The sequence below is a fragment of the Parabacteroides faecis genome (genome assembly GCF_014647375.1).
GTDB classification, from domain to species: Bacteria; Bacteroidota; Bacteroidia; order Bacteroidales; family Tannerellaceae; genus Parabacteroides; species Parabacteroides faecis.
The window spans coordinates 435,688-460,550 of the sequence record NZ_BMPB01000003.1 but is presented as its reverse complement, the minus strand read 5'-3'; the positions used below and the strand labels follow the sequence as shown (position 1 = coordinate 460,550).

Sequence of the window (24,863 nt, the reverse complement as noted above, 5' to 3'; positions counted from 1 at the left end):
TCTCTGATGAAGATCGTTTTAAAGTCTTCAAATCTGGCTTTGGATGAAGTAGTAGTTACTGGTTATGGAGTAACAAAAAAGGCTGCGTTTACAGGAGCAGCAACGACTGTCGCTGCTACTGCTATCACGAAGCAAAATGACTCTAATCCGATTAAGGCGTTAGAAGGTTCCGTACCGGGCTTACAAATGAATATAGGATCGGGACAACCTGGGGCCCCGGCTAATATCTTCATTCGTGGTAAGAATTCATTTAATTCGGGGACTCAGCCTTTGTATATTATCGACGGAGTTCCTTTTAATGCAGACCCTGTGGGTGTAAGAGCCTCAGAAGAACAAACGGTCAGCCCTCTTTCAACTTTAAATGCTGCTGATATTGAGAGTATGACTGTTTTAAAAGATGCAACAGCTACATCAATCTACGGAGCACGTGCCGCAAATGGGGTAATTGTTATTAATACCAAAAAAGGTAAAGGGGGAAAGACTACTGTAAACTTTACTGCAAAAGTAGGTATGGAGATGATGCCTGGTATGCCATCGAGTTATAAGCCTTTAAATGCAGCAAAATACCGTGAGTTATCTGCAGAAGCATTTCTGAATGACTGGAATACTTATGGAGAAGATGGTGCTACTGCAGCTCTTCAGAGTGAAAATGGTTTGAATTACCCATATACGAATCAGGGAATGTCTGATTTATTTGATTTATATATGGGAGTTGAAAAACCGGCTGATGTAGATTGGTTGAAAGAAGTGACCCGCAATGGATTGATTCAGGAATATGGAGTTGATGTTCAAAACGGTGGGGCAACAGAATCTGCTCCAAAGTTTTTTGCTTCATTTAATTATATGGATAATAAATCCATCGTTAAAGGGAAAGACTTAACACGTTACTCGGTACGTTTTAATTTTGAACAAGCCCCGTCCAAAGTTGTTAAGTATGGGCTTAATACAAATTTATCCTATACTGAAAGTAATATGGGGTCAGGTGGAGGATATTTCAGTGATCCTGTTACCCAAGCTTATATGCAATCACCACTTACTCCGGTAAGAGATGAAAATGGTAATTGGAATTTTGATACTGTTAATGGTTATAACCCAGTTGCCCAAAGAAGCGATCTGGGAGATAAGAGTACAGCAAAACAGTATCGTGCAATTATCTCTCCTTATTTACAGATCAATTTTAATAAGAATTTATTTTTCCTTTCCCGTGGTGGAGTCGATTTATATTTTGTAGATGAATTTGGTTATTGGTCATTCCTACAACCACAAGGAGCTGATATGAGAGGTATGGGTGAAAATAATTATTCTACCCGCATGCTTTTGAGTATTACTAATACATTGAATTATATCAACACATTTAATGAAAAGCATAATGTAAACTTTCTGATTGGGCAGGAAGGTCAGCGTACTAATCTGAAGGAAGCCTATCTGGCAGGTTCAAACTATCCGGTGGACTATTTGAATCAGGTAGCCAATGCGGCTGTTCCTGGAAGTGCAGCAACTTATAAATATAATTTATTGTTAGCATCTTTCTTTGTAAATGCACAATATGATTATGATAGCAAATATTATTTATCCGGAAGTTTACGTTATGATGCTTCGTCTCGTTTTGGTAGTAATAATAGATGGGCTCCATTTTGGTCACTAGGCGCAAAATACAGAATCTCTAATGAGAGTTTTATGGAGCCTGCCAGCGATTGGCTGAATAACTTGACAATTCGTGCCAGCTATGGTACTTCTGGTAATCAGGAAGTAGGAGATGTGAGATATTATTCTGCTTCATCATGGTATACTTCTCGTGACTTGTATGATTTTGGATATAATTATAACGGTCTTCCGGGAAGTGGCCGTATGCAGTCCGGTAATCCTAATCTGAAATGGGAACAGACTGGAAAGTTCAATGTCGGAGTTGATTTCTCGTTTTTGGATCGTTTTTCTGTCGAAGCAGACTATTATCATCACATGACGAAAGATATGGTATTTGCTGTACCTGTATCGATGGTTACTGGTTTGGCTGAGAATTATATGAACGTAGGAAAGTTATTAAATCAGGGATTTGAATTTTCGGTGAACGCTCTTTTGATGAATGTAAAAGATTTTAACTGGAATATTACAGTGACTGGTTCAAAGAATATCAATGAAGTTAAAAAATTGAGTAACAATAATCCGATTGAAACTTCTACGTCAATTACTGAACCTGGCAAGCCTTTGTATCAGTTTAAGATGAAGGAATGGGCAGGTGTAGATCCGGAAACGGGTAATGGAACATGGTATTTGAATGAAACAGGAACTGAAACAACAGATAATTATAATAAGGCCGCAAAGAGATATGTCGGTACAGCCAATCCAAAGTTCCAGGGCTCTTTTACAAACAATATGAAATGGAAAGGTCTAGATTTCTCATTCCAGTTGAATTATTCGGTTGGTGCTAAGATTTATGGAAATAACTTGCGTTATGATGAACAGGTTGGTGGTAGTTTGGGACAGAACTTTACTGAATATGTTTATGAAAACCGTTGGAGACAGCCGGGAGATATAGCTGAGGTCCCTAAATTAATGTATAATGACGGCAGAGCTGTTAATCAGCATTCAACCAGATTCCTAATGAATGGTAGTTATTTAAAACTGCGCTCAATAACATTAGGATATACATTGCCGAAATCTATGATTCAAAAGCTGAGTATGAATAATCTTAGAGTATTTGTGAATGCGGATAATCTCTTCACTGTAACGGCTAAAGATTATAGAGGTTTTGATCCTTCCGGTATTGGTGCAGATGGAGTACAATGGTGGAACTTCCCGATACCGAGAAATTTTGTAGTAGGTTTAACTGTTGGATTTTAATTAATAATAAAGAGGAAATAGAGTATGAAAAATATATTTAAATGTATTTTGGTCGTTGCTTGTTCTGTAGGATTAGCTTCCTGTGACTTCGATCTGGAAACTTATCAGGCTATTCCTACGGAAAATGCATTTTCGACGGTCGCAGACGTACAGAATGGTTTAAATGGAGCTTATCAGTCTTTTGGTACTTATCGGTTTTATGGAAACAACGTAGTTGCTATTGGTGACTTAGCTTCCGATGTAGCAGTAGCCGATCCTAAATCGGGACATGGCGTTACTATAAACAGATATCAAATTACTGATACGGAGTCAATCCTTAAAGAAGCATGGGAGTATGGATTTAGAGTATTGGACCGTTGTGTCCGTATGATTGAAGGTGCAAATAATTTGTTGGCAACGAATGCCAAGTTATCCGATGAAGATAAATCAAATCTTGATTTGTATATGGCTCAGGGATATGCACTAAAAGCTCTGACAAACTTTTATCTGGTTAATCTCTTTGGCTTACCTTATCAACCAGGTCAAGCTAATGCGCAATTAGGATTACCTTTATTGGATAAAGAGCCGTTGGAACCTTTTGTAAATATTGAAAGAGCGACAGTCGCACAAACTTATGAGCTTATTCTTGATGATATAGCATCTGCAAAAACTTATATGGAAAATGCCGGAACAGATGCCAGCAGTTCTGTAAATCAGTTTTATCTGAATGAAGCGGCTATCTATGCATTAGAGGCACGTGTTAATTTCTTTATGGGTAATAATGATGTTGCAAAAGCTTCAGCAAAGAAAGCGATAGAACTGAGAGCTTCCGGAGAAGTATCGGATCTGGTTTATCAAACGATGTGGTCTGATATTGCAATTACCGCTGAAGATATTTTTACGGTTGCAAAAACGAATGACGACAATCTTTCTGCTAACGCATTGAATACATTGTATGGTTCATATGGAGCTGTTCTGTCTTCAGGTATTAAGACGTTATTCGGTCCGGAAGATATTCGCCTGAAATTAATTGATAAGAATAATCGCCCGTTAAAGTTTGATGGTATACCGGCAGCACAGGCGGTAAGTAATATTCCGGTGTTCAGAAAATCTGAAATGTATCTGATGATTGCTGAAATAGAGGCTTTAGCTGGAAATATTGCTGCATCACAGGAAGCTTTATTCTATACAGCTAAAAGAAATCCGGCTATAAAGAGTGCATCAGAATTGCCTTCTGCTAAAGACGCTTTGATCAAATTTATTTCCGAAGAGAATATACGCGAATTCTTTGAAGAAGGGCATCGTTGGTATGATGTCCGTAGAACAGGAGAGAAAATTACTCCGAATGTTACAGGTGTAACTGGCTTTGATGTTTCTGCATTTGTGTATCCGATCCCTGCAGACGAAATTAATGCTGGCTATTGTGATCAACAAAATGAAGGTTGGTCTGATGGATTACCTCAATAAATAATTGTAAATGAAAGAAAGGCCTGGGTTTATGCTCAGGCTTTTTTTTTTGTAGTTACTTGAATACGTATATATAGTAACCGATACATTCTCATTTTTATTTTTCCGGAGAATAAAAAAAATGAAGCTTTAAGTTTCACTTTTAGAACCAATTGCTTTTTAACGGTGATTTTGTATCCATTTTGGAAAGCTACTTCTTGTTTTTTGTTTTTTATGATTAGTAAGTCTCTTTTATCTTTGTAGGCTCATAGTAGAAATGAGTTTTCCGAATCGATTGTTTTTTAAGGCTGGATCGGGGTAGGATTTCGTCTTTTCGGGACTTAGGTAAATAAGTAATAACAAATTTTTAATTTGTCTTAGACATAAGAAAGAACTAATTATTGTTCCTTCGTGTTTCATTCAGAAAATAAATTATATATCATGGAAAAAGTAATTTATAACTTAGTGTTTAACCGTAAGAAGCAGTTAAACTCAGAGGGTAAAGCTTTGGTTCAGGTGGAGGCCTACTTGAACAAGCAGAAGAAGTATTTTTCGACAAAGGTTTATGTGAAGCCTTTTCAGTGGGATGCAAAGAGAAAAGCAGTAAAGAATCATCCTAATATGGAGTCTTTAAACCAGTATCTGACTAATTTTATTGCAGAATTAGAACAGCTGGAGCTTGAAATTGTGCATAGTGGCAAGGAGTTTTCGTTGAATGATCTGAAAGAGAAACCTGAGGCAGGTCAGACTTCTTTTTCTCTGTTTATGAAAAATGAGATAACTCAGAGTAATCTGAAATTGTCAACATTGAAGAATCATTTTTCGACATTGCAGGTTCTGTCTTCTTTTAAAACAGATGTGAGTTTTAATGATTTGAGTTTTAATTTCCTTTGTGATTTTGAGCATTATATGTTGGTGAATAAATATCACCGGAATACGATAGCCAAACATATGAAGCATTTAAAACGTTATATAAACCTGGCTATCAACAAGGATCTGTTCGATTTGCACCGTTATCCTTTCCGTAAATACAAGATAAAGTATATGGAAAGCAAAAGAACTCATCTGACTCCGGAAGAACTGGGACAATTGGAAAGTTTAAACCTGAAAGGTCGCCGGACGTTGCAACGGACGTTGGATATGTTCCTGTTCAGCTGTTATACCGGACTTCGTTTTTCGGATATTGTCAGTATTACGAGGGAGAATTTTCTTATTATCGATGATAAAGTTTGGTTGATCTATTCATCAGTCAAAACAGATGTCAATGTTCGCTTGCCTCTGTTTTTGCTGTTTGACGGGAAATCTCTTCCTATTTATGAGCGCTATAAAAATAATCCGTGGACTTTGTTTGATATGCCGGCTTCCTCCAATTCAAACGTGAACAAGCAATTACGCCGAATTTGTAAGATGGCGGATATAGATAAGAAAGTTTCATTTCACACAGCACGACATACGAATGCTACATTATTATTATATAATGGTGCAAATATTACGACTGTGCAGAAACTTTTGGGGCACAAAAGTGTGCGTACGACGGAGATATACAGTAATATTATGGACATGACTGTCGTTCGTGATCTTTCGAGTTTGTCAAGTATTAAATGATATTGGGTAACGGCATTAGGGAACGTAGAGGAAATCAGAAGAATTTCCTGTGTTCTCTAATGTTTGTTTGACAAAATGTTATACTTACAATGGTGTTGCTTCGGTATTGAGGCTGTATTGTTGTCTTTTTGTTATAAAAATCTGTTCTCAAACATTCGCTTGAATGAAAATTTTTACGCGGGTTATACTTTGAAAAGTAAATAAAATATACGACTTTTGTCTGCATGATGAATCAACCTTTAGCAGAAAGATTACGTCCGAAAACACTGGATGATTATATCGGACAGAAGCACCTTGTAGGGCAAGGAGCCGTGTTAAGGAAAATGATAGATGCAGGCCGTGTCCCTTCTTTTATTCTGTGGGGACCACCGGGTGTGGGTAAGACTACACTGGCACAGATCATTTCCAATAAACTGGAGGCACCTTTTTATACATTGAGTGCTATCAGTTCGGGAGTGAAGGATGTGCGTGATGTGATTGAAAAGGCAAAAAGTAATCGCTTTTTCAATACGGTATCTCCTATTTTGTTTATTGATGAAATACATCGTTTTAGTAAATCCCAGCAGGATTCTTTGCTGAATGCTGTTGAAACGGGGGTAGTTACATTGATCGGAGCGACAACGGAAAATCCATCTTTTGAAGTGATCCGTCCGTTATTATCGAGGTGTCAGGTCTATGTGCTCAAATCGTTGGATAAAAGTGATTTGCTTACATTGTTAAATCATGCGATCAAAGAAGATATCGTATTAAAGGAGAAGGATATTGTCCTGACAGAGACGGACGCCATGCTTCGTTATTCAGGTGGGGATGCCCGGAAATTACTGAATATACTGGAACTGGTCATATCTGCAGAAGAAACGGATAAGATCGAGATAACGGATCAGAAAGTGGTAGACCGTTTACAGGAGAATCCGGCGGCATACGATAAAGGTGGAGAGATGCATTATGATATTATTTCTGCTTTTATCAAATCGATCAGGGGAAGCGACCCCGATGGGGCTATTTATTGGTTGGCACGTATGGTGGCAGGAGGGGAGGACCCTGAGTTTATAGCCCGGCGGTTGGTGATCTCGGCATCGGAAGATATAGGGTTGGCTAATCCGAATGCATTATTACTGGCAAATGCCTGTTTCGATGCCTTGAAGAAGATCGGTTGGCCAGAAGGACGGATCATCCTGGCTGAAACGACCATTTATCTGGCCAGTAGTCCTAAGAGTAATTCAGCCTATATGGCGATAAATGATGCATTGGCATTGGTTGAACGCACCGGGAATCTTCCTGTTCCGCTTCATCTGCGGAACGCTCCGACAGCTTTGATGAAGGAGTTGGATTATGGTAAAGAGTATAAATATGCACATGATTATAAGAACAACTTTGTAGAACAGGAATATTTGCCTAAAGAAGTGCTGAACCAGCGCTTTTGGAAAGGACAGAGTAACCCGGCTGAACAGAAACTGATCGAACAAATGAAGAAATTGTGGGGAGATCGGTTTCAGTAATTGACAATTCATAATTGAAACTAGAAAATTAACGGTATAAAAGACGGTGAGAATGATAAATATGTACCTTTTTGCTAATAATTTTCGGGTTTTGATTTTCAAATTTCAATTTAATTCGTACATTAGCCGCCTGTTTTCGAAAAACACGTTACTTAAATAATATATAACATTAAAAAGAAATTGATATGAAGAAGCACAATTTTTCTGCAGGACCTTCTATTCTGAGCGAATACACGATTAAGAATGCAGCAGCAGCTGTTGAGAATTTCGCAGGTACAGGGTTATCAATTCTTGAAGTATCTCATAGAAGTAAAGAATTTGTTGCAGTAAACGACGAGGCCAGAGCTTTGATCAAAGAGTTACTGGATGTGCCGGCTGGTTACGAAGTTGTATTTCTGGGTGGTGGTGCCAGCATGCAGTTTTGTATGGTTCCTTTTAACTTGTTGAACAAAAAAGCTTCTTATCTGGATACGGGGACATGGGCCTCTAATGCGATCAAGGAAGCTAAGTTATTCGGAGAAGTTGACGTTGTCGCTTCTTCAAAGGAAGCTAACTACACCTATATTCCTAAAGGTTATACGGTTGCAGAAGATTCGGACTATTTCCACTTTACATCTAATAATACGATCTATGGTACGGAAATGCGTTATGATCCCGATTTGAATGTACGTCTGGTTTCCGACATGTCTTCTGATATTTTCTCTCGTCCGATCGATATCTCTAAATATGATGTGATTTATGCCGGTGCACAGAAAAATCTGGCGCCTGCAGGTGTAACTCTGGCTATTGTGCGTACAGAAGCTTTAGGTCATGTAGATCGTGCTATTCCTACAATGCTGAATTACAATACGCACATCAAAAAAGATTCAATGTTCAACACTCCTCCTGTATTTCCGATCTTTGCAGCATTGCAAACATTGAAATGGTATAAAGAGTTGGGTGGTGTTGCTGTTATTGAAAAGATGAATCTTGAAAAAGCGGCTATCTTGTATGATGAGATCGACCGTAATAGATTGTTCAAAGGTACAGCTGCTGTAGAAGACCGTTCTATTATGAACGTTTGTTTCGTTATGAATGACGAATACAAAGAGCTGGAAGATGAATTCAATAAGTTCGCATCTGCTGCCGGTATGGTGGGCATCAAGGGACACCGTTCTGTCGGTGGTTTCCGTGCTTCTCTTTATAACGCTATGCCGAAGAGCAGTGTAGAAGCTTTGGTTGCAACAATGAAAGAATTTGAAAAACTACATTGATCCTATGACAAAAGTATTAGTTGCTACAGATAAACCTTTCGCTGCGATAGCAGTGAAAGGTATTCGTGAAGTGGTTGAAGGTGCAGGTTATGAATTGGCTCTTCTGGAAAAATACACGGATAAAAGTCAATTGCTGGATGCTGTTAAAGATGCAAATGCGGTGATCATCCGTAGTGATATCATCGATGCTCCGGTATTGGATGCTGCCAAAGATTTAAAGATCGTAGTTCGTGCCGGTGCCGGTTACGACAATGTGGATCTGGCTGCTGCGACAGCTCATAATGTATGCGTGATGAATACGCCGGGGCAGAACTCCAACGCTGTGGCTGAATTGGTTTTCGGTATGCTTGTATATGCTGTCCGGAACTTCTATAACGGGACATCCGGAACAGAGCTGATGGGAAAGAAACTAGGTATTCTGGCTTATGGTAATGTCGGCCGTAATGTGGCACGTATCGCTAAAGGCTTCGGTATGGATGTATATGCTTACGACGCATTCTGTCCGGCTGAAGTGATTGAAAAAGACGGTGTAAAAGCAGTTGCTTCTACAGCCGATCTGTTCAAGACTTGCCAGATTGTATCTCTTCATATTCCGGCAACAGCCGAAACAAAAGGTTCTATCAATTTTGAATTGATGAATTCGATGCCTAAAGGTGCTATCGTTGTGAATACAGCCCGTAAGGAAGTGATAGACGAGGCCGGTTTGGCAAAGATGATGGAAGAACGTCCTGATTTTAAATATATCACGGATATCAAGCCGGCTATCGATACCGATCTGGCTGCCAAATATCCGGACCGTTATTTCGGAACACCAAAGAAGATGGGGGCCCAGACTGCTGAGGCTAATATCAATGCCGGTATTGCTGCTGCAAAACAGATCGTTGATTTCCTGCAGAACGGTAACGAGAAATTCAGAGTCAACAGATAAAATTGAGAATTGAGAATTGAGAATTGAAAATAGGCGGATCGGTTACACTCCCGGTGAATCATTCGCCGTAATAATTTTCAATTCTCAATTTTCAATTATTTAGTAACCAAATAGATTTACTACCATGGCAAAGATCAAACCTTTTAAAGGTATCCGTCCACCGAAGGATTTAATAAAAGATGTAGCTTCACGTCCTTATGATGTGCTTAACTCTGAAGAAGCGCGTGAAGAAGCAAAAGGTAACGAAAAATCATTATATCATATAATCAAACCGGAGATTGATTTTCCGCGGGGAACAGATGAACATGATCCGGCTGTTTATGAAAAGGCGGCAGAGAATTTTCAGAAATTCCAGGATAAAGGTTGGTTAGTCCAGGATCAGCAGGAACAATATTATGTTTATGCCCAGACGATGAACGGACGTACGCAGTACGGATTGGTTGTCTGCGCGTATGTCGATGATTATCTGAAAGGTAATATCAAAAAACATGAGTTGACCCGTCGTGATAAGGAAGAAGACCGTATGAAACATGTACGTGTCAATAATGCCAATATTGAGCCGGTATTCTTTGCCTACCCTGATAATGCGGAACTGGATGTTATTGTTAAGAAATATACGGCAAAAACTCCGGAATATGATTTCGTTGCAGAGTTGGATGGTTTCGGACATACATTCTGGATTATTGATGATAAGAATGATATTGCCCGTATCACGGAACTTTTCGAAGCAATGCCTTCCTTGTATATTGCAGACGGACATCACCGTTCGGCAGCTGCTGCTTTGGTGGGTGCGGAAAAGGCTAAGCAAAATCCGAATCACCGTGGAGATGAGGAATATAACTATTTTATGGCTGTCTGTTTCCCGGCAAATCAGTTGACTATTATCGATTACAACCGTGTGGTCAAAGATTTGAATGGATTGACGGAAGAAGAGTTCCTGAATAAACTAAAAGCTAATTTTATTGTAGAAGAGAAAGGTACGGAAATATATAAACCGACGGCTTTGCATAATTTTTCGCTTTATCTGGGTGGTAAATGGTATTCGTTGACTGCTAAACCCGGCACTTACGATGATAACGATCCGATCGGCGTATTGGATGTTACTATTTCTTCAAATCTGATCCTGGACGAAGTTTTAGGTATTAAAGACCTGCGCTCAGACAAACGTATAGACTTTGTTGGAGGTATCCGTGGATTGGGAGAATTGAAACGCCGTGTAGACAGTGGTGAAATGAAAGTGGCATTGGCCCTATATCCTGTAACTATGAAACAGTTGATGGATATAGCCGATACCGGAAATATCATGCCTCCTAAGACAACCTGGTTCGAACCGAAATTACGTTCGGGGCTGGTTATTCATAAATTGGTGTAAAAGTGGTTTGTCTGTAAGATAAATAAGAAAGCGAGTGTGTTTATTATAAACACACTCGCTTTTATTATTTCTTGACTCTTTCAGAAACTTTGGCTCCCGTACTGGTGGAAATTCCCTGTAGCTCTACATATTCGACACTTAAAGGACTACCGGATTTGGTTTGTACATAGAGAGATTCCAGTATGGCCGGTTGATTGTCGATCGTTGTCATACAGACATATTTTGAATCCTGCTTGCAGATCTTTAGTTTTTTACCAGAATAGGCTGTCAGGGTCACTTCACTGAAATCGTCTCCTTCCGAAACCAGTTTGTATCCGTATGCCATCTTTCGCTGGAAATAACTTAAACCGTTGGTTTCTCCCGGCCGTTCTTCCCGGTTGACCCAGTAGACGTTGAGGGGAGTTTTAGTGTTCAGCTTGCCGTTTTCCAGATTCACATCGTAGCAGACCAGGTTTTTGTTGGTACTCCGGGCTATATGGAAAAGTCTTTCGCTTGTCGGATAGGTGTTCTCTTCCGGGTTACCTGCATATGAGGTCGCAATAAGGGTAAAAAACAGAATCGTTACGATTGATATTACCCTTTTTCCTGTATGACTGATTCTATTGCTATTTTTCATCTTTTATATTTGAGTGGCCAGATAAGTCATATATTCTTTGACACCTTTCTTATCGTCCGGTTCAGGACTCCATGATGCCATGTTTTCAGGATGTAGAGGGGCAAAAGGTCCCGGTTTCACCTCGTAGACAACAGTATCCGGTTCCAGGACCAGCAGGCAATGCCAGATACCGGGTTTGATTTCCGCACCATACGAACCGGCCAACGGATCAAGTAAAACTTTTTCCGTGATATTCCCTTGGTCGTCGAAAATGAATACGACTGCTTTTCCGCGAAGTAGCAGGAATATCTCGTCTTTGTCGGGATTCAGGTGACGGTGCGGACGGATATAAGTGTCTGGTTCCATTGCATTCAACAAACGATTGACCGGATCGTCCAACCGTTCGTGGAAGTTGTAATTCATACGGAGACGAGGCGATTGCTTTGCCTGTTCAGAAGTCTTGTCAAGTAGTTGTTTATCGATTATTTTCATGTTATGCAACAATTGTTTGTGGGACGAATGTACAAAATAAATTTTGTCTGTTATGCCGATAATCCGTACTTTTGTACGAAACCCTGAAAATCGGCTGCTTCATGAAACCCGTTATATACCGTCTTTGTCTGTTGATATTTATTCTGTCCCTAACAATTTCCTGTAGGCGGGGAGGGGAGGAAAAGGAGTTTGTTGTGGGTGTTTCCCATAGCTCTATTAACGATAGCTGGCGGAAAGCGATGATGCTGGATATGCAGGTGAAGGCTTCAGACTATCCGGGGATGACTCTTGATGTGAAGGACGCTGATGAAGATAATGATACTCAGATCAAACAAATTCGTGAGTTGATAAAAAAGCGGGTCGATCTTATTATTATTTCCGCCAATGAATCGGAACCTATAACAACGGCTGCTGTCGAAGCCTACCGGGCTGGAATTCCGACCATTATAATAGACCGGAAAATCTATTCGGAGGAATATACCACGTTCATCGGGGCGGATAATTACGAAATCGGTCGTGCTGCCGGGTTGTTTGTCAATTCCTTGCTGAAAAAAGAGAAGACGACAATCGTCGAAGTATGGGGGCGTGAAGGTTCCTCTTCTGCCCTTGACCGCCATAATGGATTTAGCGATGCTCTTATTCATAATAACAATGTAACTGTGAAAACCGTATATGGTCGCTGGCATAGGGATGAAGCAAAAGTTAATATTGCAGCATTGGGATCTTTTGAGAATATAGATATTGTGTATGCGCATAATGATCCGATGGCACTGGCTGCCCGGGAGGCGATTATGGAAGTCGATCCGCAAGCTGCGGAAAGGATCAAGTTTATCGGTATAGATGCTTTACCCGGTAAGGGGAAAGGGATTGAAGCGGTTCGCGACGGTTATCTGACCGCTTCATTTGTTTATCCTACAGGGGGGAGTACCGCTATAAAAGTAGCCTGGCAGATCCTGAACGGAATGCCTGTCTCCAAACATTATGCATTGACATCGGCCCTGATCGATAAGGATAATGCCGGAACCATCTATCTGCAGACCGAACAATTGGCTGATTATCAGGATCAGATCGAGAAACAGCGCAATAATCTGGATAAGATGTTTTCGGAATATCGTTTCCTTCAAAATTCGGTCGGTCTGATCTTGTTGTTGCTGGGAATAGTGATCTTGCTGGCTCTCTATGTGATACATATCTTTCGTAAAGTACAACGAAAGAACCATGAGCTGAAACGAACGAACATACAGGTTGAACAGCAACGGGAAGAACTGGCTGTAGCAAACCGCAAGATCGAACAAGCAACAACACGAAAGTTACAGTTTTTTACCAATGTCTCCCATGAGATCAAAACACCGCTGACGCTGATACTCGGTCCGCTGAATAAGCTATCTAAAGAACTGCCTCCCGATTCGCCGATCGCAGATGACATACATCTGATAAAAAAGAATGCCGACCGCCTGAAACGGGTTGTCAGCCAGTTGCTCGATTTCCGTAAGGTCGAGAGTAATAAAATGAATATGCGGGTAACGGAAATAGACCTGGTTGTTTTTATAGAGGATGTCAAGTCTTATTTTGAGACGATGGCGCAAAGTAAGCAGATACAATATACTTTTCAGCACGATGTATCGTCTGTACACCTTTGGGTAGATACGGATAAAATGGAAAAGATTCTGGCCAACCTGCTGTCGAATGCCTTTAAGTTTACGCCTGATGGCGGAACTATTACGATCCGTTTACAGGATCATGCCGGGTATGTGACACTTTCGGTAGAAGATAACGGGAAAGGGATCCAGCCTCAGAATCTCTCTGCTGTTTTCGATCAGTTCTTTACCGGCGATAACCTTACCGGAACGGGTATCGGACTGCATCTGACCCATGAGTTTGTGAGTATGCACAAAGGCAGTATTCATGTGGAAAGCGAACCGGGAAAACGCACTGTCTTTTTTGTCGAGTTACCCAAAGGAAAATCTCATTTTGATGAAACCTGCACGTTTGCCCCTTCCGTCACCGAGCTGTCGAGCGGGGTAGCTAATCTGGACACCCGCGAGATGGACGAGATCGTGAACCGGACATATGATTATACGATCCTGGTCGTTGAAGACGATCCGGATATCAATGCTTACCTACAGAAAGAACTGAAATCGAATTTCCGTATTCTGACGGCTGTAAATGGAGTCGTAGCTATCGATATTCTGGCAAAAGAAAATATATCTCTGGTCATAAGTGATGTGATGATGCCCGAAATGAATGGTTACGAACTGTGTAAACAGGTTAAATCGAATATCGCATTCAGTCATATCCCGGTTATATTGCTGACTGCCTTGTCTGATGATAAGCAGCGGATGTACGGTATTGCCAGCGGTGCCGACGAATTTATCCAGAAACCTTTCAATATCGAAGAACTGAAACTTCGTATCGTTCGCCTGTTGGAAGAGCGTGCCCGGTTGAGGAATGCCTTTACGCAGGAACTTCAGTCGCCTGCCATTTCCAACCTGAAAATAGGCAAAACGGAAAGTATGGATGATTTATTTATGCGTAAGTTTATAGCTTTGATCGAAGAGTCTTATCCTGATTCTGATTTCAGTATAGAGAAAGCGAGTGATATGCTGGGGTTGTCGCGTGTGCACCTTTACCGGAAAGTAAAGGAACTGACCGGTGTCACGCCAACCGACTTTCTCCGTAACTATCGTTTGAAACGTGCAGCAGCCTTATTGAGGGAAAAAGGTCGCAATGTGAATGAAGTAGCTTATGCTACCGGTTTTAGTTCTCCACCTTATTTTTCCAAATGTTTTAAAGCGGCCTATAACATTACACCTACCGAATACCAGGAAAAGGAATAACAATTGTTACATACGTGTAACGTGAGTATAATCTCTCTGTAGATAACTCTTTTATGTAACGAGGATTATTCTTTTTGTAGCATGTGTTATCGTTTGTCTCCATTGTATCCCCTAGTTTTGCATCATCGAAAACTAAGGGAAAAGAAAATCTTATATTATAAAGAATTAGTAGACCATGGAACGAATGAAGCAACAAAACAAAAGACCGGTAGTAGTCGGTATAGGTGAACTTTTATGGGATTTACTTCCCACCGGTAAAACAGCAGGTGGTGCACCTATTAATTTTGTTTACCATGCATCCCGTCTGGGAGCAGAGGGATATGCTGTCAGTGCCATTGGTGATGATGAGGATGGAGTAGATATCTTGAAAGAACTGGATAAAAACTCTATTCAATACCTGATCGAAAAAGTCCCTTATCCTACAGGAACAGTCAAAGTCGAACTGAAGGAAGACGGGATACCGGAATATACGATTACAGAACGTGTTGCCTGGGATCATATGTCGCCCACATCGGATGCAGTCGATCTGGCAGAGCGGGCGGATGCCATTTGTTTCGGAGCATTGGCACAACGTTCGACACAGTCGCGTGAAACTATTCAGGCCATCCTGTCATTTGCTCCGGATACAGCCTATCGTTTGTTCGATATAAATCTGCGTCAGCATTATTATAATAAAGGATTGATAGAAGAATCGTTATATCTTTCCAATGTCCTGAAGATGAATAGCGATGAGATGAATCAGTTGAAAGAACTATTCGGACTGAACGGGACGGAAGATGAAATAGCAGCCTGGTTTATGGAGAAATATAACCTGAAAATGGTTGTCCTTACCGCAGGAGCTTCTTACAGTACGGTTTATACTCCGGATGAAGTTTCAACATTACCTATACCGGAAGTAGAGGTAGTCGATACGGTAGGTGCAGGAGATGCATTTTCAGCCGCTTTGATCATGTCGTTGCTCAATGGCGGTACATTGAAAGACGCCCACAGATATGCTGTGAAGATTGCGGCCTTCGTATGTTCCAGCAAAGGAGCATGGCCAGCTTACGAATAAGAAAGATAATTCATGTATGTATAGGTTTTTATAGTTTAAGGCAAAAAGATGGTTAGTTTTTAGGTTTTTAGTTTAGGTTGGTGAAAGCCCGGAATATCCGGGCTTTTTATATTTACAGGTAACAAAAGAAAAGGGACATCCGTGATGGATATCCCTTTTGTATTTAGCCGAATAGCTTATTAATATTGTCTTTCCAGTAACCATGCATCCTGGAAGTCAGGAGCATACTTTGCTTTGATAGCATCGCGGCTGTCGGCTGCATCAGCTTTATCATCGAAGCTGGCAACGATTACACGCAACATACCTTGTTCGTTTTCACCTAATACCGCATTGTAGCCTGCATTCTGCATACGCTCTTTCAAAGAGTAAGCGTTTGTCTTGTTTTTGAAGCTACCGATAACAACACTGTAGCGTTTCAGACGGCTGGCGTCTTCACCCTGTGCAGCGCTGATTCTTTCCGAGCGAGTCGTTGCCGTAGAAGTTCTGGGTTTAGAAACCGGTGCAACTTCTTCAACAATCTCTTCTTCTTGTTCTACTACCTCAACAGGAGCTGTAGATTCTTTTTCTTTGGCTTGTTCGTAAGCAGCCTTATAAGCACTCTGTTTAGGTTTACATGAGCCGAATGCTAATACCATACTTATAGCGGCTCCAAATAACCAAATCTTATTCATACTGTTCAGTTCTTAAATTACTTGTGCAAAGATATAAATTATATTTACTAATTTCGCACACAGAATATAATATATTATAATGTACATGAATAAATCTATTGCAACAATGGTTATGGCAACATCCGTATTACTAGGTGCTTGTAATCAGGAAGCTAAGAAAGCAGAAGACACAAAACCGGTTATCGGACGTTCGGAAATCAAAATTGCCGACGGCCGGATGACGCCCGAAGCTCTTTGGGCCATGGGACGTATCGGCGGAATGAATGTTTCGCCCGACGGACAAAAAGTAGTTTACACCGTAGCTTATTACAGTGTACCTCTCAACACCAGCAACCGTGAAGTATTCGTTATGAATGCCGACGGATCTGATAACAAACAGATTACGCACACTCCTTTTTCGGAGAACGAAGCGACCTGGATCAAAGGAGGCAAGAAGATCGCTTTCCTTTCCGGTGAAAGTGGCAGCAGCCAGCTTTGGGAAATGAATCCGGACGGGACCGAACGCCGTCAGTTGTCGAACTACGACGGCGATATCGAAGGTTTCGCTTTCTCACCGGATGAGAAGAAGGTTTTGTTTATCTCTCAGGTGAAGACCGTACCGAGTACAAAAGATAAATATCCGGATCTGGACAAAGCGACCGGTATTATCGTGACCGACCTGATGTACAAGCATTGGGATGAATGGGTGACAACGGCTCCGCATCCGTTTATTGCCGACTTCGACGGAAATAAAGTGGGTAGCCCGATCGATGTGCTGGAGGGCGAACCGTTTGAATCGCCGATGAAACCTTTCGGTGGTATCGAACAGTTGGCATGGAACACCACTTCCGATAAAGTAGCCTATACCTGTCGTAAGAAAACGGGTAAGGAATATGCTATTTCTACCAACTCGGATATTTATGTGTATGACCTGAATACAAAGCAGACGGTCAATATCAGTGAGGGAATCATGGGATATGATACGAATCCGCAGTATTCGCCTGATGGTAAATATATTGCCTGGCAGAGTATGGAGCGTGACGGCTACGAAGCCGATCAGAACCGCCTGATGGTGATGAACCTGGAAACTGGTGAAAAGACATTTGCCAGCAAGGACTTCGACTCCAATGTGGACGGTTTCTGCTGGAGTGCCGATGCGCGTTCAATCTATTTTACCGGTGTATGGCATGGTGAATCGCAGGTATATAAGATCGATCTGAATGACGGTAATAAATTGACAGCACTGACTTCCGGTATGTATGACTATGACTCTGTCAACCTGCTGGGGGAAAATAAGTTGATCGCTAAACGCCATTCCATGAGCATGGGAGATGAGATCTATACGATCGACCTGGCAGATAATAATAAGGTGACTCAACTGACGACTGAAAACAAGCAGATTTACGATCAGCTGGAGATGGGTAAGGTGGAAGGACGCTGGATGAAGACAACCGACGGCAAGCAGATGCTTACCTGGGTGATTTATCCGCCTCATTTCGATCCGAACAAGAAATACCCGACTTTGCTGTTCTGTGAAGGTGGTCCCCAGAGTCCGGTCAGCCAGTTTTGGTCTTACCGTTGGAATTTCCAGATCATGGCAGCCAACGATTATATTATCGTGGCCCCGAACCGTCGCGGTCTTCCGGGCTTCGGTATGGAATGGAACGAACAGATCAGCGGCGATTACGGCGGCCAGTGCATGAAAGACTATTTCACGGCTATCGATGAAATGGCGAAAGAACCGTATGTCGATAACGACCGCCTGGGTTGTGTCGGTGCCAGCTTCGGAGGCTTCTCTGTTTACTGGTTAGCCGGTCATCACGATAAACGTTTCAAAGCATTCATTGCTCATGACGGTATCTTCAATATGGAAATGCAATATCTGGAAACAGAAGAAATGTGGTTTGCCAACTGGGATATGGGGGGCGCTTACTGGGAAAAGAATAATCCGGTGGCTCAACGTACATTTGCCAACTCTCCGCATCGCTTTGTCGATAAGTGGGATACGCCTATTTTGTGTATCCACGGTGAAAAAGATTACCGCATCCTTGCCGGTCAGGGGATGGCTGCTTTCAATGCTGCCGTACTTCGTGGCGTTCCTGCCGAACTGTTGATCTACCCGGATGAAAACCACTGGGTGTTGAAACCGCAGAACGGTGTATTGTGGCAGCGCACATTCTTCGAATGGCTGGATAAGTGGGTGAAGAAGTAAAATAAAGGTAGAAGGGTATTTAGTACTTCTACGTTTTCAATATAAGGATTGCTTCGGTCATCTGTAAGAAATTGCAGATGACCGAAGCAATCCTTTTTTTTATTTGTTTTCTTTGAAATGTCATGAAATACATGTTATTTCGAACAACTATGTTAAAACTCCCCTGAATTTGTACTAAACTTCTCCAATCTGATACCATATGTCAGATGTGAGTGACTGCCTATTGTTCGAATATTTATTTTTGTAAAACGCGAAATGTCATGATTTACATGATATTTCGAAAAAAGCATTTATTGATGGTTTATCTGTACTGAAACACAGGTAAATATAAAGAGAACTAAAAGTACAGTATCTATGAGAAACGTTTTATTACTAATTCTAATCTGTTATACCAGCTTCGTTTCCGCTAAAGAAGGCATACAAACGGACAGAGGACCAGTGGTTGCAATAAAGACCAATATCCCTTATTGGGCTACAGCTACTTTCAATGCCGGTGTCGAATTTCGTTTAGCCCGAAAATGGACATTGGAGCTCGAGGCCGGCCTGAATCCTTTTTCCGGCAAGAATGATGATGGTAGCTACGGCAAGTCGTTGAAACATTTGCGTCTGCATCCGGAACTTCGCTATTGGTTTTGCGAAAGCTTTTACAAGAGCTTTATCGGTATTCACGTACCTTATATATTATATAATGTATCCGACATTAAATTGTTGGGTACCGAAGGCGAGCGTCATCAGGGGTGGGGTACCGGTGTCGGTATCAGTTACGGATACCAATGGCTACTGTCGAAACATTGGAACCTGGAAGCTACGGTAGGCGTAGGTTATTTATACCTTGAATCGGATAAATATCCCTGTACCAATTGTGGCAGCAAGATTGAGAAAGTAAAGAAACATTATTTCGGTCCGACACAGGCTGCGGTAAGTTTTATCTATTTATTCTAAAAGAACTCCCTTATGAAACGCTTACTAACTATAACAACCATGCTATTCGGTGCCGCAACGATCCTGTCGGCTCAGGAGACTGTCTCTGGAGCCGTGCAGGAAGGCACAATTTTAGTAGAACGGAAACTGGTGGAAAAGGCCGATTCTTTTCTGATTGTGGATATGACTGTCAATATCAGTAGTATAGAGGTTGATCGCAACCGTTCAGTCGTATGTACTCCGGTGCTTCAGCGGGGAGACAGCCTACGTTTGCTGCCCCCGATCGTTATCAATGGGCGCGACCGTCATATCCTGTATGAACGGCAAGAACACGATATACAGCCGGAATCCCGTTTTGTAGTACGCCGTTATAATAAGCAGGAACAGCGGCTAGATTATCATGTTCGTCTTCCGTTCTGTAAATGGATGGAAAAGTCCGAATTTGCTTTACTAACTGACCTTTGCGGTTGTGGTTGGGAAGCCTTGCAGAACGATCGTACTGTCTTATTCCCGGTCAATTTGGCCGAACCGGTCGTATTGGCTCCACAACTGGTTTATGTGGCTCCGCAGGCCGAAGCCGTAAAAAGTCGTTCACTGGAGGGCAGTGCCTTTCTTGATTTCCCTGTCAACAAAACGGAAATCTATCCGGACTATCGTAAGAATCCACAGGAACTGAGTAAGATACGAGAGACTATCGAATCGGTGCGCAATGATAAATACGCAACGATCACTGAAGTGGATATCAAAGGATATGCTTCACCTGAAGGCGGATATGCCAATAATGCTTATCTGGCAGAGTACCGTGCTAAGGCTTTATTGGATTATGTACGTAATATGTATGACTTCGGGAATGCCCGTATGCAGGTTAATTTCGAACCGGAAGATTGGGAGGGATTCGAACTGCGTGTCGAAGCTTCCAATCTTCCGGAAAAGGAAGAAATATTAGCGATCATCCGAGCCGATGAACCGGCCGATTGGGATAAACGTGAGTGGCGATTGAAGATGCTTGCGGGCGGAATGCCTTATAAGATATTGCTACGCGATATATATCCGGCCTTGCGCCATTCGGACTACGTAGTGAAGTACACGATACGCAACTTTACGGTAGAAGAGGCGAAGGAGTTGCTTTACACTGATCCCCGGCAGTTGAGTCTGGAGGAGATGTTTCGGGTGGCACAGACCTACGAGCCGGGCAGCGACCGTTTCAAGGAAGTGTTCGAAATAGCGGTCCGTATGTATCCGGACGATCCGATATCTAACCTGAATGCTGCCAATATCGCTATCAGTGAGGGTAAACTAGGGCAGGCAAAGCGTTATCTGGCAAAGACAACCGATACGCCCCAGCGGCAATTGGCGGAAGCGGCTATCTGTATGCTTGAGAACGATCTGGATCGGGCAGAGAAGTTGCTCACCCCGCTTGCCGCACACGAAGATTCACCGGTGGCCGAGGCTGCCCGTGGCAACCTGAAGCAGATCAAGTTGAAACGCGAAGAATAATTAAAATTAATAACGTAATTCTATAACACAATGAAAAAGAAAAACTTTTATGGCTTATGGGTGGCCGCGCTGTTAATGATGGCAGGAGGTTGCTCTGAAGAATTGGATGGAGGAGATGACATTAATGATAGGGGTGATGGCAAAGGCGAAGAGGCTTATGTGGCTGTCACTATCTCTTCACCTACGACAAAAGCTTTAACGAAAGCGAATCCTAATGGTGGTGAAAATGGGGATGGTTTTAATGATGGAACACAGGATGAAAGAAAGATCCATGATGTGACAGTGATTCTGTATGGAGATAATGACGGTGGGAGTTTAAATAGTGTAACAGATTGGAACCAAACAGTGACTGCTGAAAAAAAAATTGTCGCAGTAGGATATCATAAATTGGATAATCCTGAGATCGCTCATCCCGGAGGTAATAATCATTCAAGTGTGACAGTTAAAATAAAGTCTTTAATTCCGAATTCACTTATTGATAAGGAGTTTGGTTTGATTTGTGTGGCTAACATTGGGGAACAGTTACAGAAGGCAATTTCTGGAGAATCAGGTAAAAAGATTGAAACAGTTGGGCAGTTAGGAGATTATCTTGTTGGAAGCAAGATCGAAGACATAACAGGAGATGCTAAAGATCGTTTTGTCATGTCTACCCATACGATGAGTATTGATGGCCTGGGTACTTCCAAGGTAAGTATCAGTACAGGAAATAATGAAACGAATCCGGCTGTGACTACTGCTTTTATTGAACGTCTGGCTGCGAAGATAGAGGTAAAAAAAACAGGTGGAGATGACGGTTATACAATAACTGATACAGGAAAGGAAGATGGAAACGAAATAGGGAAAGTTTTCCTTAAGAACTTCACTATCGTCAACCAGTTACAGGCTGGTACTTATCTGTTGAAACGTGTGACGGGAATAATGGATGAACTTAACACTTCAAATGATAACGATACTTATATTGGAGATGAAACATCTACGCCTACACCAAGTGGCTTGGCTACAAATTTTGTCATAGATCCATGGACACGCGGAAAAGATGGCTCTTTTAATATGATAACAAGGGCAACGGATAAATATGCCGCAGAAGGCGGAAGTACAAACTACAATGACTTATATAAGAACAGTTTTACTAACCAACAAACAGATCAGGGAATATCAGATAAACTATATAGTGATTTATTTAAGGATGAAAATAAAGACAATTGTCAATCTATTGGTGATGCTAAACCTGTCTACACCATGGAAAATACGACCTCTAAAGCAATGCAATGGAACGGATATTCAACAGGTGCTATCTTTGAAGGGGTGTATGTTCCGAAAGAATGGTATGTAGTGGAATCAGACGGTAATTACAAGCTTAGTGATAAACCAATTCCTAATGATGGATATGATGATGGTACCGCTACTGCAACTTTTTACGTCTACAATACGAATATCTACAATAGTCTTTGGGCTGTGTTTGCTGATTGGTTTGAAGATAGTGTAAGGGAAATCTTAGGTGATGGTGAAACAGAGGGAGAAGTGTATAAGAAGTATATGGGACTTTTTGATAATGGGACTTTTGATGCTGCTACAGATCAAAAACTAAAAGGTATAGAAGAGAGCGACCCAACAGGCTATTTAAAAGCAACATTAGATAAAAATTTAAAATTCAGTGAATATGAGGAAAATCTTAGTGAAATTGGGGCAGATCTCTATGAAAACGGTATCTCTGCATACCCTGACGGTAAGAACTATTATAAATATTGGATCAGGCACTCAAATAATAATGACCCTGATGTAATGGGTGTTATGGAATTCGCTATCGTTCGTAATAACATATACAACCTGACAGTTACGAAAGTTTCAGGTATGGGTGAATCTCCATTCAAACCTACTGATCCGGAAAATCCCGATGAAGGACAAGATCATTACATCAGCGTCGAAATCTACGTCAAAGACTGGGTAGTCCGTGAGAACGGTGACATCGAACTCTAACCTGTCTGTCCTGGGTGAATCAGCACTACCATACTGACTTCCCCGGCACTATAAGGCTGACCTTTATAGTACTATAGTCACCGCCTGTCCAACACTATCGTGCTACAATCTTAGTCTGGCAGGCATGAAAAAATACGTACGCTTTTGGATAAAAAGCCGTACGTATTTCCAATAACGGATCGGCAGCTTTTCCTGAATGAGTAGGCACCTGTCCTCAAATGAGTCGGCACCCATTCAAAATAGTTGCCGACCCATTTGAAACCATAGCCGGAGCGGATTTTACCGGCGGAATATCCGCCTGATACCTGCTCAGAATAAAGTTTTTACAAAAACAGCGTCACTTCATTCACCCTTGTGCACTGTTTCTTGATAATCAAACAATATAAGGGTGAATGACCCTGTCTTTCCGGCGTCACCTCGATGAATGAATAGCTTCAAACCCGGTGACGCCGAAAAAAGACAACCCTTCACCTGTGTATATATTATATATCAACAGGTAAAAGACAAAAGATGGATGGTGATTCCAATTCTGATGAAAAAGAAAATAAATCAAGTCTGCTGACTGACAACATATAAACAAGCAATTAAAACAGATCGAACATGAAACGATTTATCAAAACTTATACCCGACTAATCTCTTCACTCCTGCTGCTGGGAGCGTCTGCCTGCGATTATATTCACGACGACTCATTGCCGCCGTGTGAATTTCGCCTGCATTACGTGTACGATTATAATATGAAATTCGCCGACGCATTCCAGCATGAAGTCGATCAGGTCACCCTCTTTATCTGCGACGACCAAGGTGTTTTTCTTCAGCAGCGACAGATAGAAGGCGACGAATTGAAAACCAATGATATCCGTCTAGACCTGTCCCCCGGTACCTACCATCTTGTTTCGTGGGCGGGACTCGACGACGGTACTTACCGCCTGCCTCAGCTGACACCCGGCACCTCTTCGGTCGAAGATATACGCGTTCGTACCCTTCGTCAGCCGGACGGTACGCAACCCCTCGAACTTCATCCTCTCTGGCATAGCCTCGACACCATCGTCGTGACCGGCCTTGCCCATGAGGAGCAGACAATAGGACTGGCCAAGGACACCAACAAACTGCGCTTTGTTCTCCAAAACGTAAAAGGCGACAATATGGACGTGAACGACTTCACCTTCCGCATCATTGCCGACAACGGTTACATGGACTACGACAACTCCTTGCTGTCCGACCCGAAAATCAGCTATCTCCCTTACTATACTGAAAACGTAGAGATAGCTGCCGATCCCGATCCTGAGTCTACGGTCTCTGACCAGCTGGTTGCCGTAGCCGAAATGAACACCATGCGTCTGATGGCGGGCGAAAACTATCGCCTGATCGTACAGCATAAGGGCTGGGAAAAAGATGTGCTGAATATCAACCTCAACAATTACCTTTTGCTCACCAAAATGGAAGGCCATGACATCAGTGCCCAGGAATATCTGGATCGTCAGGATGAATATTCTATCATCTTCTTCCTGACCCCGATTACCTGTCCGGATTGCCCTGACCCTGACCCAACGCCTGACCCAACGCCTGATCCTGACCCCGATCCTGAGCCAACCCCCGACCCAGATCCCGACCCGACACCTGATCCTGATCCGGTCATCGGTTATGCGTGCTACACCATCCAGGTAAAAGACTGGGTGATACGTTTGAATGAAACGGAGTTATAAC

Annotated in this window: 17 protein-coding genes; 14 read left to right on the top strand and 3 right to left on the bottom strand. The window is 41.9% G+C overall.

What is annotated here, in order from left to right; translation table 11 throughout:
- The 7 genes from IEY67_RS06175 to IEY67_RS06145 all read left to right on the top strand — a co-directional run.
- Positions 1–2,841: SusC/RagA family TonB-linked outer membrane protein (locus IEY67_RS06175; protein ID WP_189086820.1), on the top strand; the 2,841-nt coding region annotated here is incomplete at its 5' end.
- Positions 2,842–2,865: 24 nt separating this feature from the next.
- Positions 2,866–4,287, top strand: a complete 1,422-nt coding sequence (locus IEY67_RS06170) for a RagB/SusD family nutrient uptake outer membrane protein (RefSeq protein ID WP_183669134.1) — start codon at positions 2,866–2,868, stop codon at positions 4,285–4,287.
- Positions 4,288–4,707: 420 nt separating this feature from the next.
- Complete coding sequence (locus tag IEY67_RS06165) at positions 4,708–5,871, top strand: site-specific integrase (protein WP_122357032.1); 1,164 nt, start codon at positions 4,708–4,710, stop codon at positions 5,869–5,871.
- A gap of 224 nt (positions 5,872–6,095) precedes the next feature.
- On the top strand, positions 6,096–7,370 hold the full coding sequence (locus IEY67_RS06160) for a replication-associated recombination protein A (protein ID WP_183669136.1): 1,275 nt from the start codon (positions 6,096–6,098) through the stop codon (positions 7,368–7,370).
- Positions 7,371–7,555: 185 nt separating this feature from the next.
- Positions 7,556–8,623: a 3-phosphoserine/phosphohydroxythreonine transaminase gene (gene serC, locus IEY67_RS06155; RefSeq protein ID WP_122376099.1), complete on the top strand. Its 1,068-nt coding sequence runs from the start codon at positions 7,556–7,558 to the stop codon at positions 8,621–8,623.
- A 4-nt stretch (positions 8,624–8,627) separates the two neighbouring features.
- Entirely contained in the window at positions 8,628–9,551 is a 924-nt protein-coding gene (locus tag IEY67_RS06150) for an NAD(P)-dependent oxidoreductase (RefSeq protein WP_183669138.1), read from the top strand.
- A gap of 124 nt (positions 9,552–9,675) precedes the next feature.
- Positions 9,676–10,923: a DUF1015 domain-containing protein gene (locus tag IEY67_RS06145; RefSeq protein ID WP_183669140.1), complete on the top strand. Its 1,248-nt coding sequence runs from the start codon at positions 9,676–9,678 to the stop codon at positions 10,921–10,923.
- A 64-nt stretch (positions 10,924–10,987) separates the two neighbouring features.
- Here the strand turns inward: IEY67_RS06145 and IEY67_RS06140 are convergent, their stop codons facing one another.
- Both IEY67_RS06140 and IEY67_RS06135 read right to left on the bottom strand, forming a co-directional pair.
- Positions 10,988–11,539 (bottom strand): DUF4833 domain-containing protein, encoded by a 552-nt coding sequence (locus IEY67_RS06140; protein ID WP_122357026.1) that lies wholly within the window; start codon positions 11,537–11,539, stop codon positions 10,988–10,990.
- A 3-nt stretch (positions 11,540–11,542) separates the two neighbouring features.
- A complete protein-coding gene (locus IEY67_RS06135) occupies positions 11,543–12,010 on the bottom strand; it encodes a WbuC family cupin fold metalloprotein (RefSeq protein WP_122357024.1) in 468 nt (155 codons plus the stop codon).
- Positions 12,011–12,111: 101 nt separating this feature from the next.
- Between IEY67_RS06135 and IEY67_RS06130 the strand changes: the two genes are divergently transcribed.
- Together IEY67_RS06130 and IEY67_RS06125 are read left to right on the top strand one after the other, a co-directional pair.
- The gene (locus IEY67_RS06130; protein ID WP_183669142.1) at positions 12,112–14,847 is read left to right on the top strand and encodes a substrate-binding domain-containing protein; all 2,736 of its coding nucleotides are present in this window, start codon (positions 12,112–12,114) and stop codon (positions 14,845–14,847) included.
- Positions 14,848–15,031: 184 nt separating this feature from the next.
- Positions 15,032–15,901: a carbohydrate kinase family protein gene (locus IEY67_RS06125; protein WP_370861579.1), complete on the top strand. Its 870-nt coding sequence runs from the start codon at positions 15,032–15,034 to the stop codon at positions 15,899–15,901.
- Positions 15,902–16,080: 179 nt separating this feature from the next.
- Here the strand turns inward: IEY67_RS06125 and IEY67_RS06120 are convergent, their stop codons facing one another.
- On the bottom strand, positions 16,081–16,572 hold the full coding sequence (locus IEY67_RS06120; protein WP_007652658.1) for an SPOR domain-containing protein: 492 nt from the start codon (positions 16,570–16,572) through the stop codon (positions 16,081–16,083).
- A gap of 85 nt (positions 16,573–16,657) precedes the next feature.
- Here IEY67_RS06120 and dpp5 point away from each other — a divergent pair, with 85 nt between their 5' ends.
- From dpp5 to IEY67_RS06095, 5 genes are all read left to right on the top strand, one after another.
- Positions 16,658–18,763: a dipeptidyl-peptidase Dpp5 gene (gene dpp5 / locus IEY67_RS06115; protein WP_183669147.1), complete on the top strand. Its 2,106-nt coding sequence runs from the start codon at positions 16,658–16,660 to the stop codon at positions 18,761–18,763.
- A 354-nt stretch (positions 18,764–19,117) separates the two neighbouring features.
- Positions 19,118–19,705, top strand: a complete 588-nt coding sequence (locus IEY67_RS06110) for a DUF3575 domain-containing protein (RefSeq protein WP_122376103.1) — start codon at positions 19,118–19,120, stop codon at positions 19,703–19,705.
- 12 nt (positions 19,706–19,717) lie between these two features.
- Complete coding sequence (locus tag IEY67_RS06105; protein ID WP_183669149.1) at positions 19,718–21,181, top strand: DUF3868 domain-containing protein; 1,464 nt, start codon at positions 19,718–19,720, stop codon at positions 21,179–21,181.
- A gap of 30 nt (positions 21,182–21,211) precedes the next feature.
- Positions 21,212–23,158, top strand: coding sequence for an Mfa1 family fimbria major subunit (locus IEY67_RS06100; RefSeq protein ID WP_183669151.1), 1,947 nt, complete (start codon positions 21,212–21,214; stop codon positions 23,156–23,158).
- A gap of 600 nt (positions 23,159–23,758) precedes the next feature.
- A complete protein-coding gene (locus tag IEY67_RS06095; protein WP_183669153.1) occupies positions 23,759–24,862 on the top strand; it encodes a FimB/Mfa2 family fimbrial subunit in 1,104 nt (367 codons plus the stop codon).
- Position 24,863: the final 1 nt, after the last annotated feature.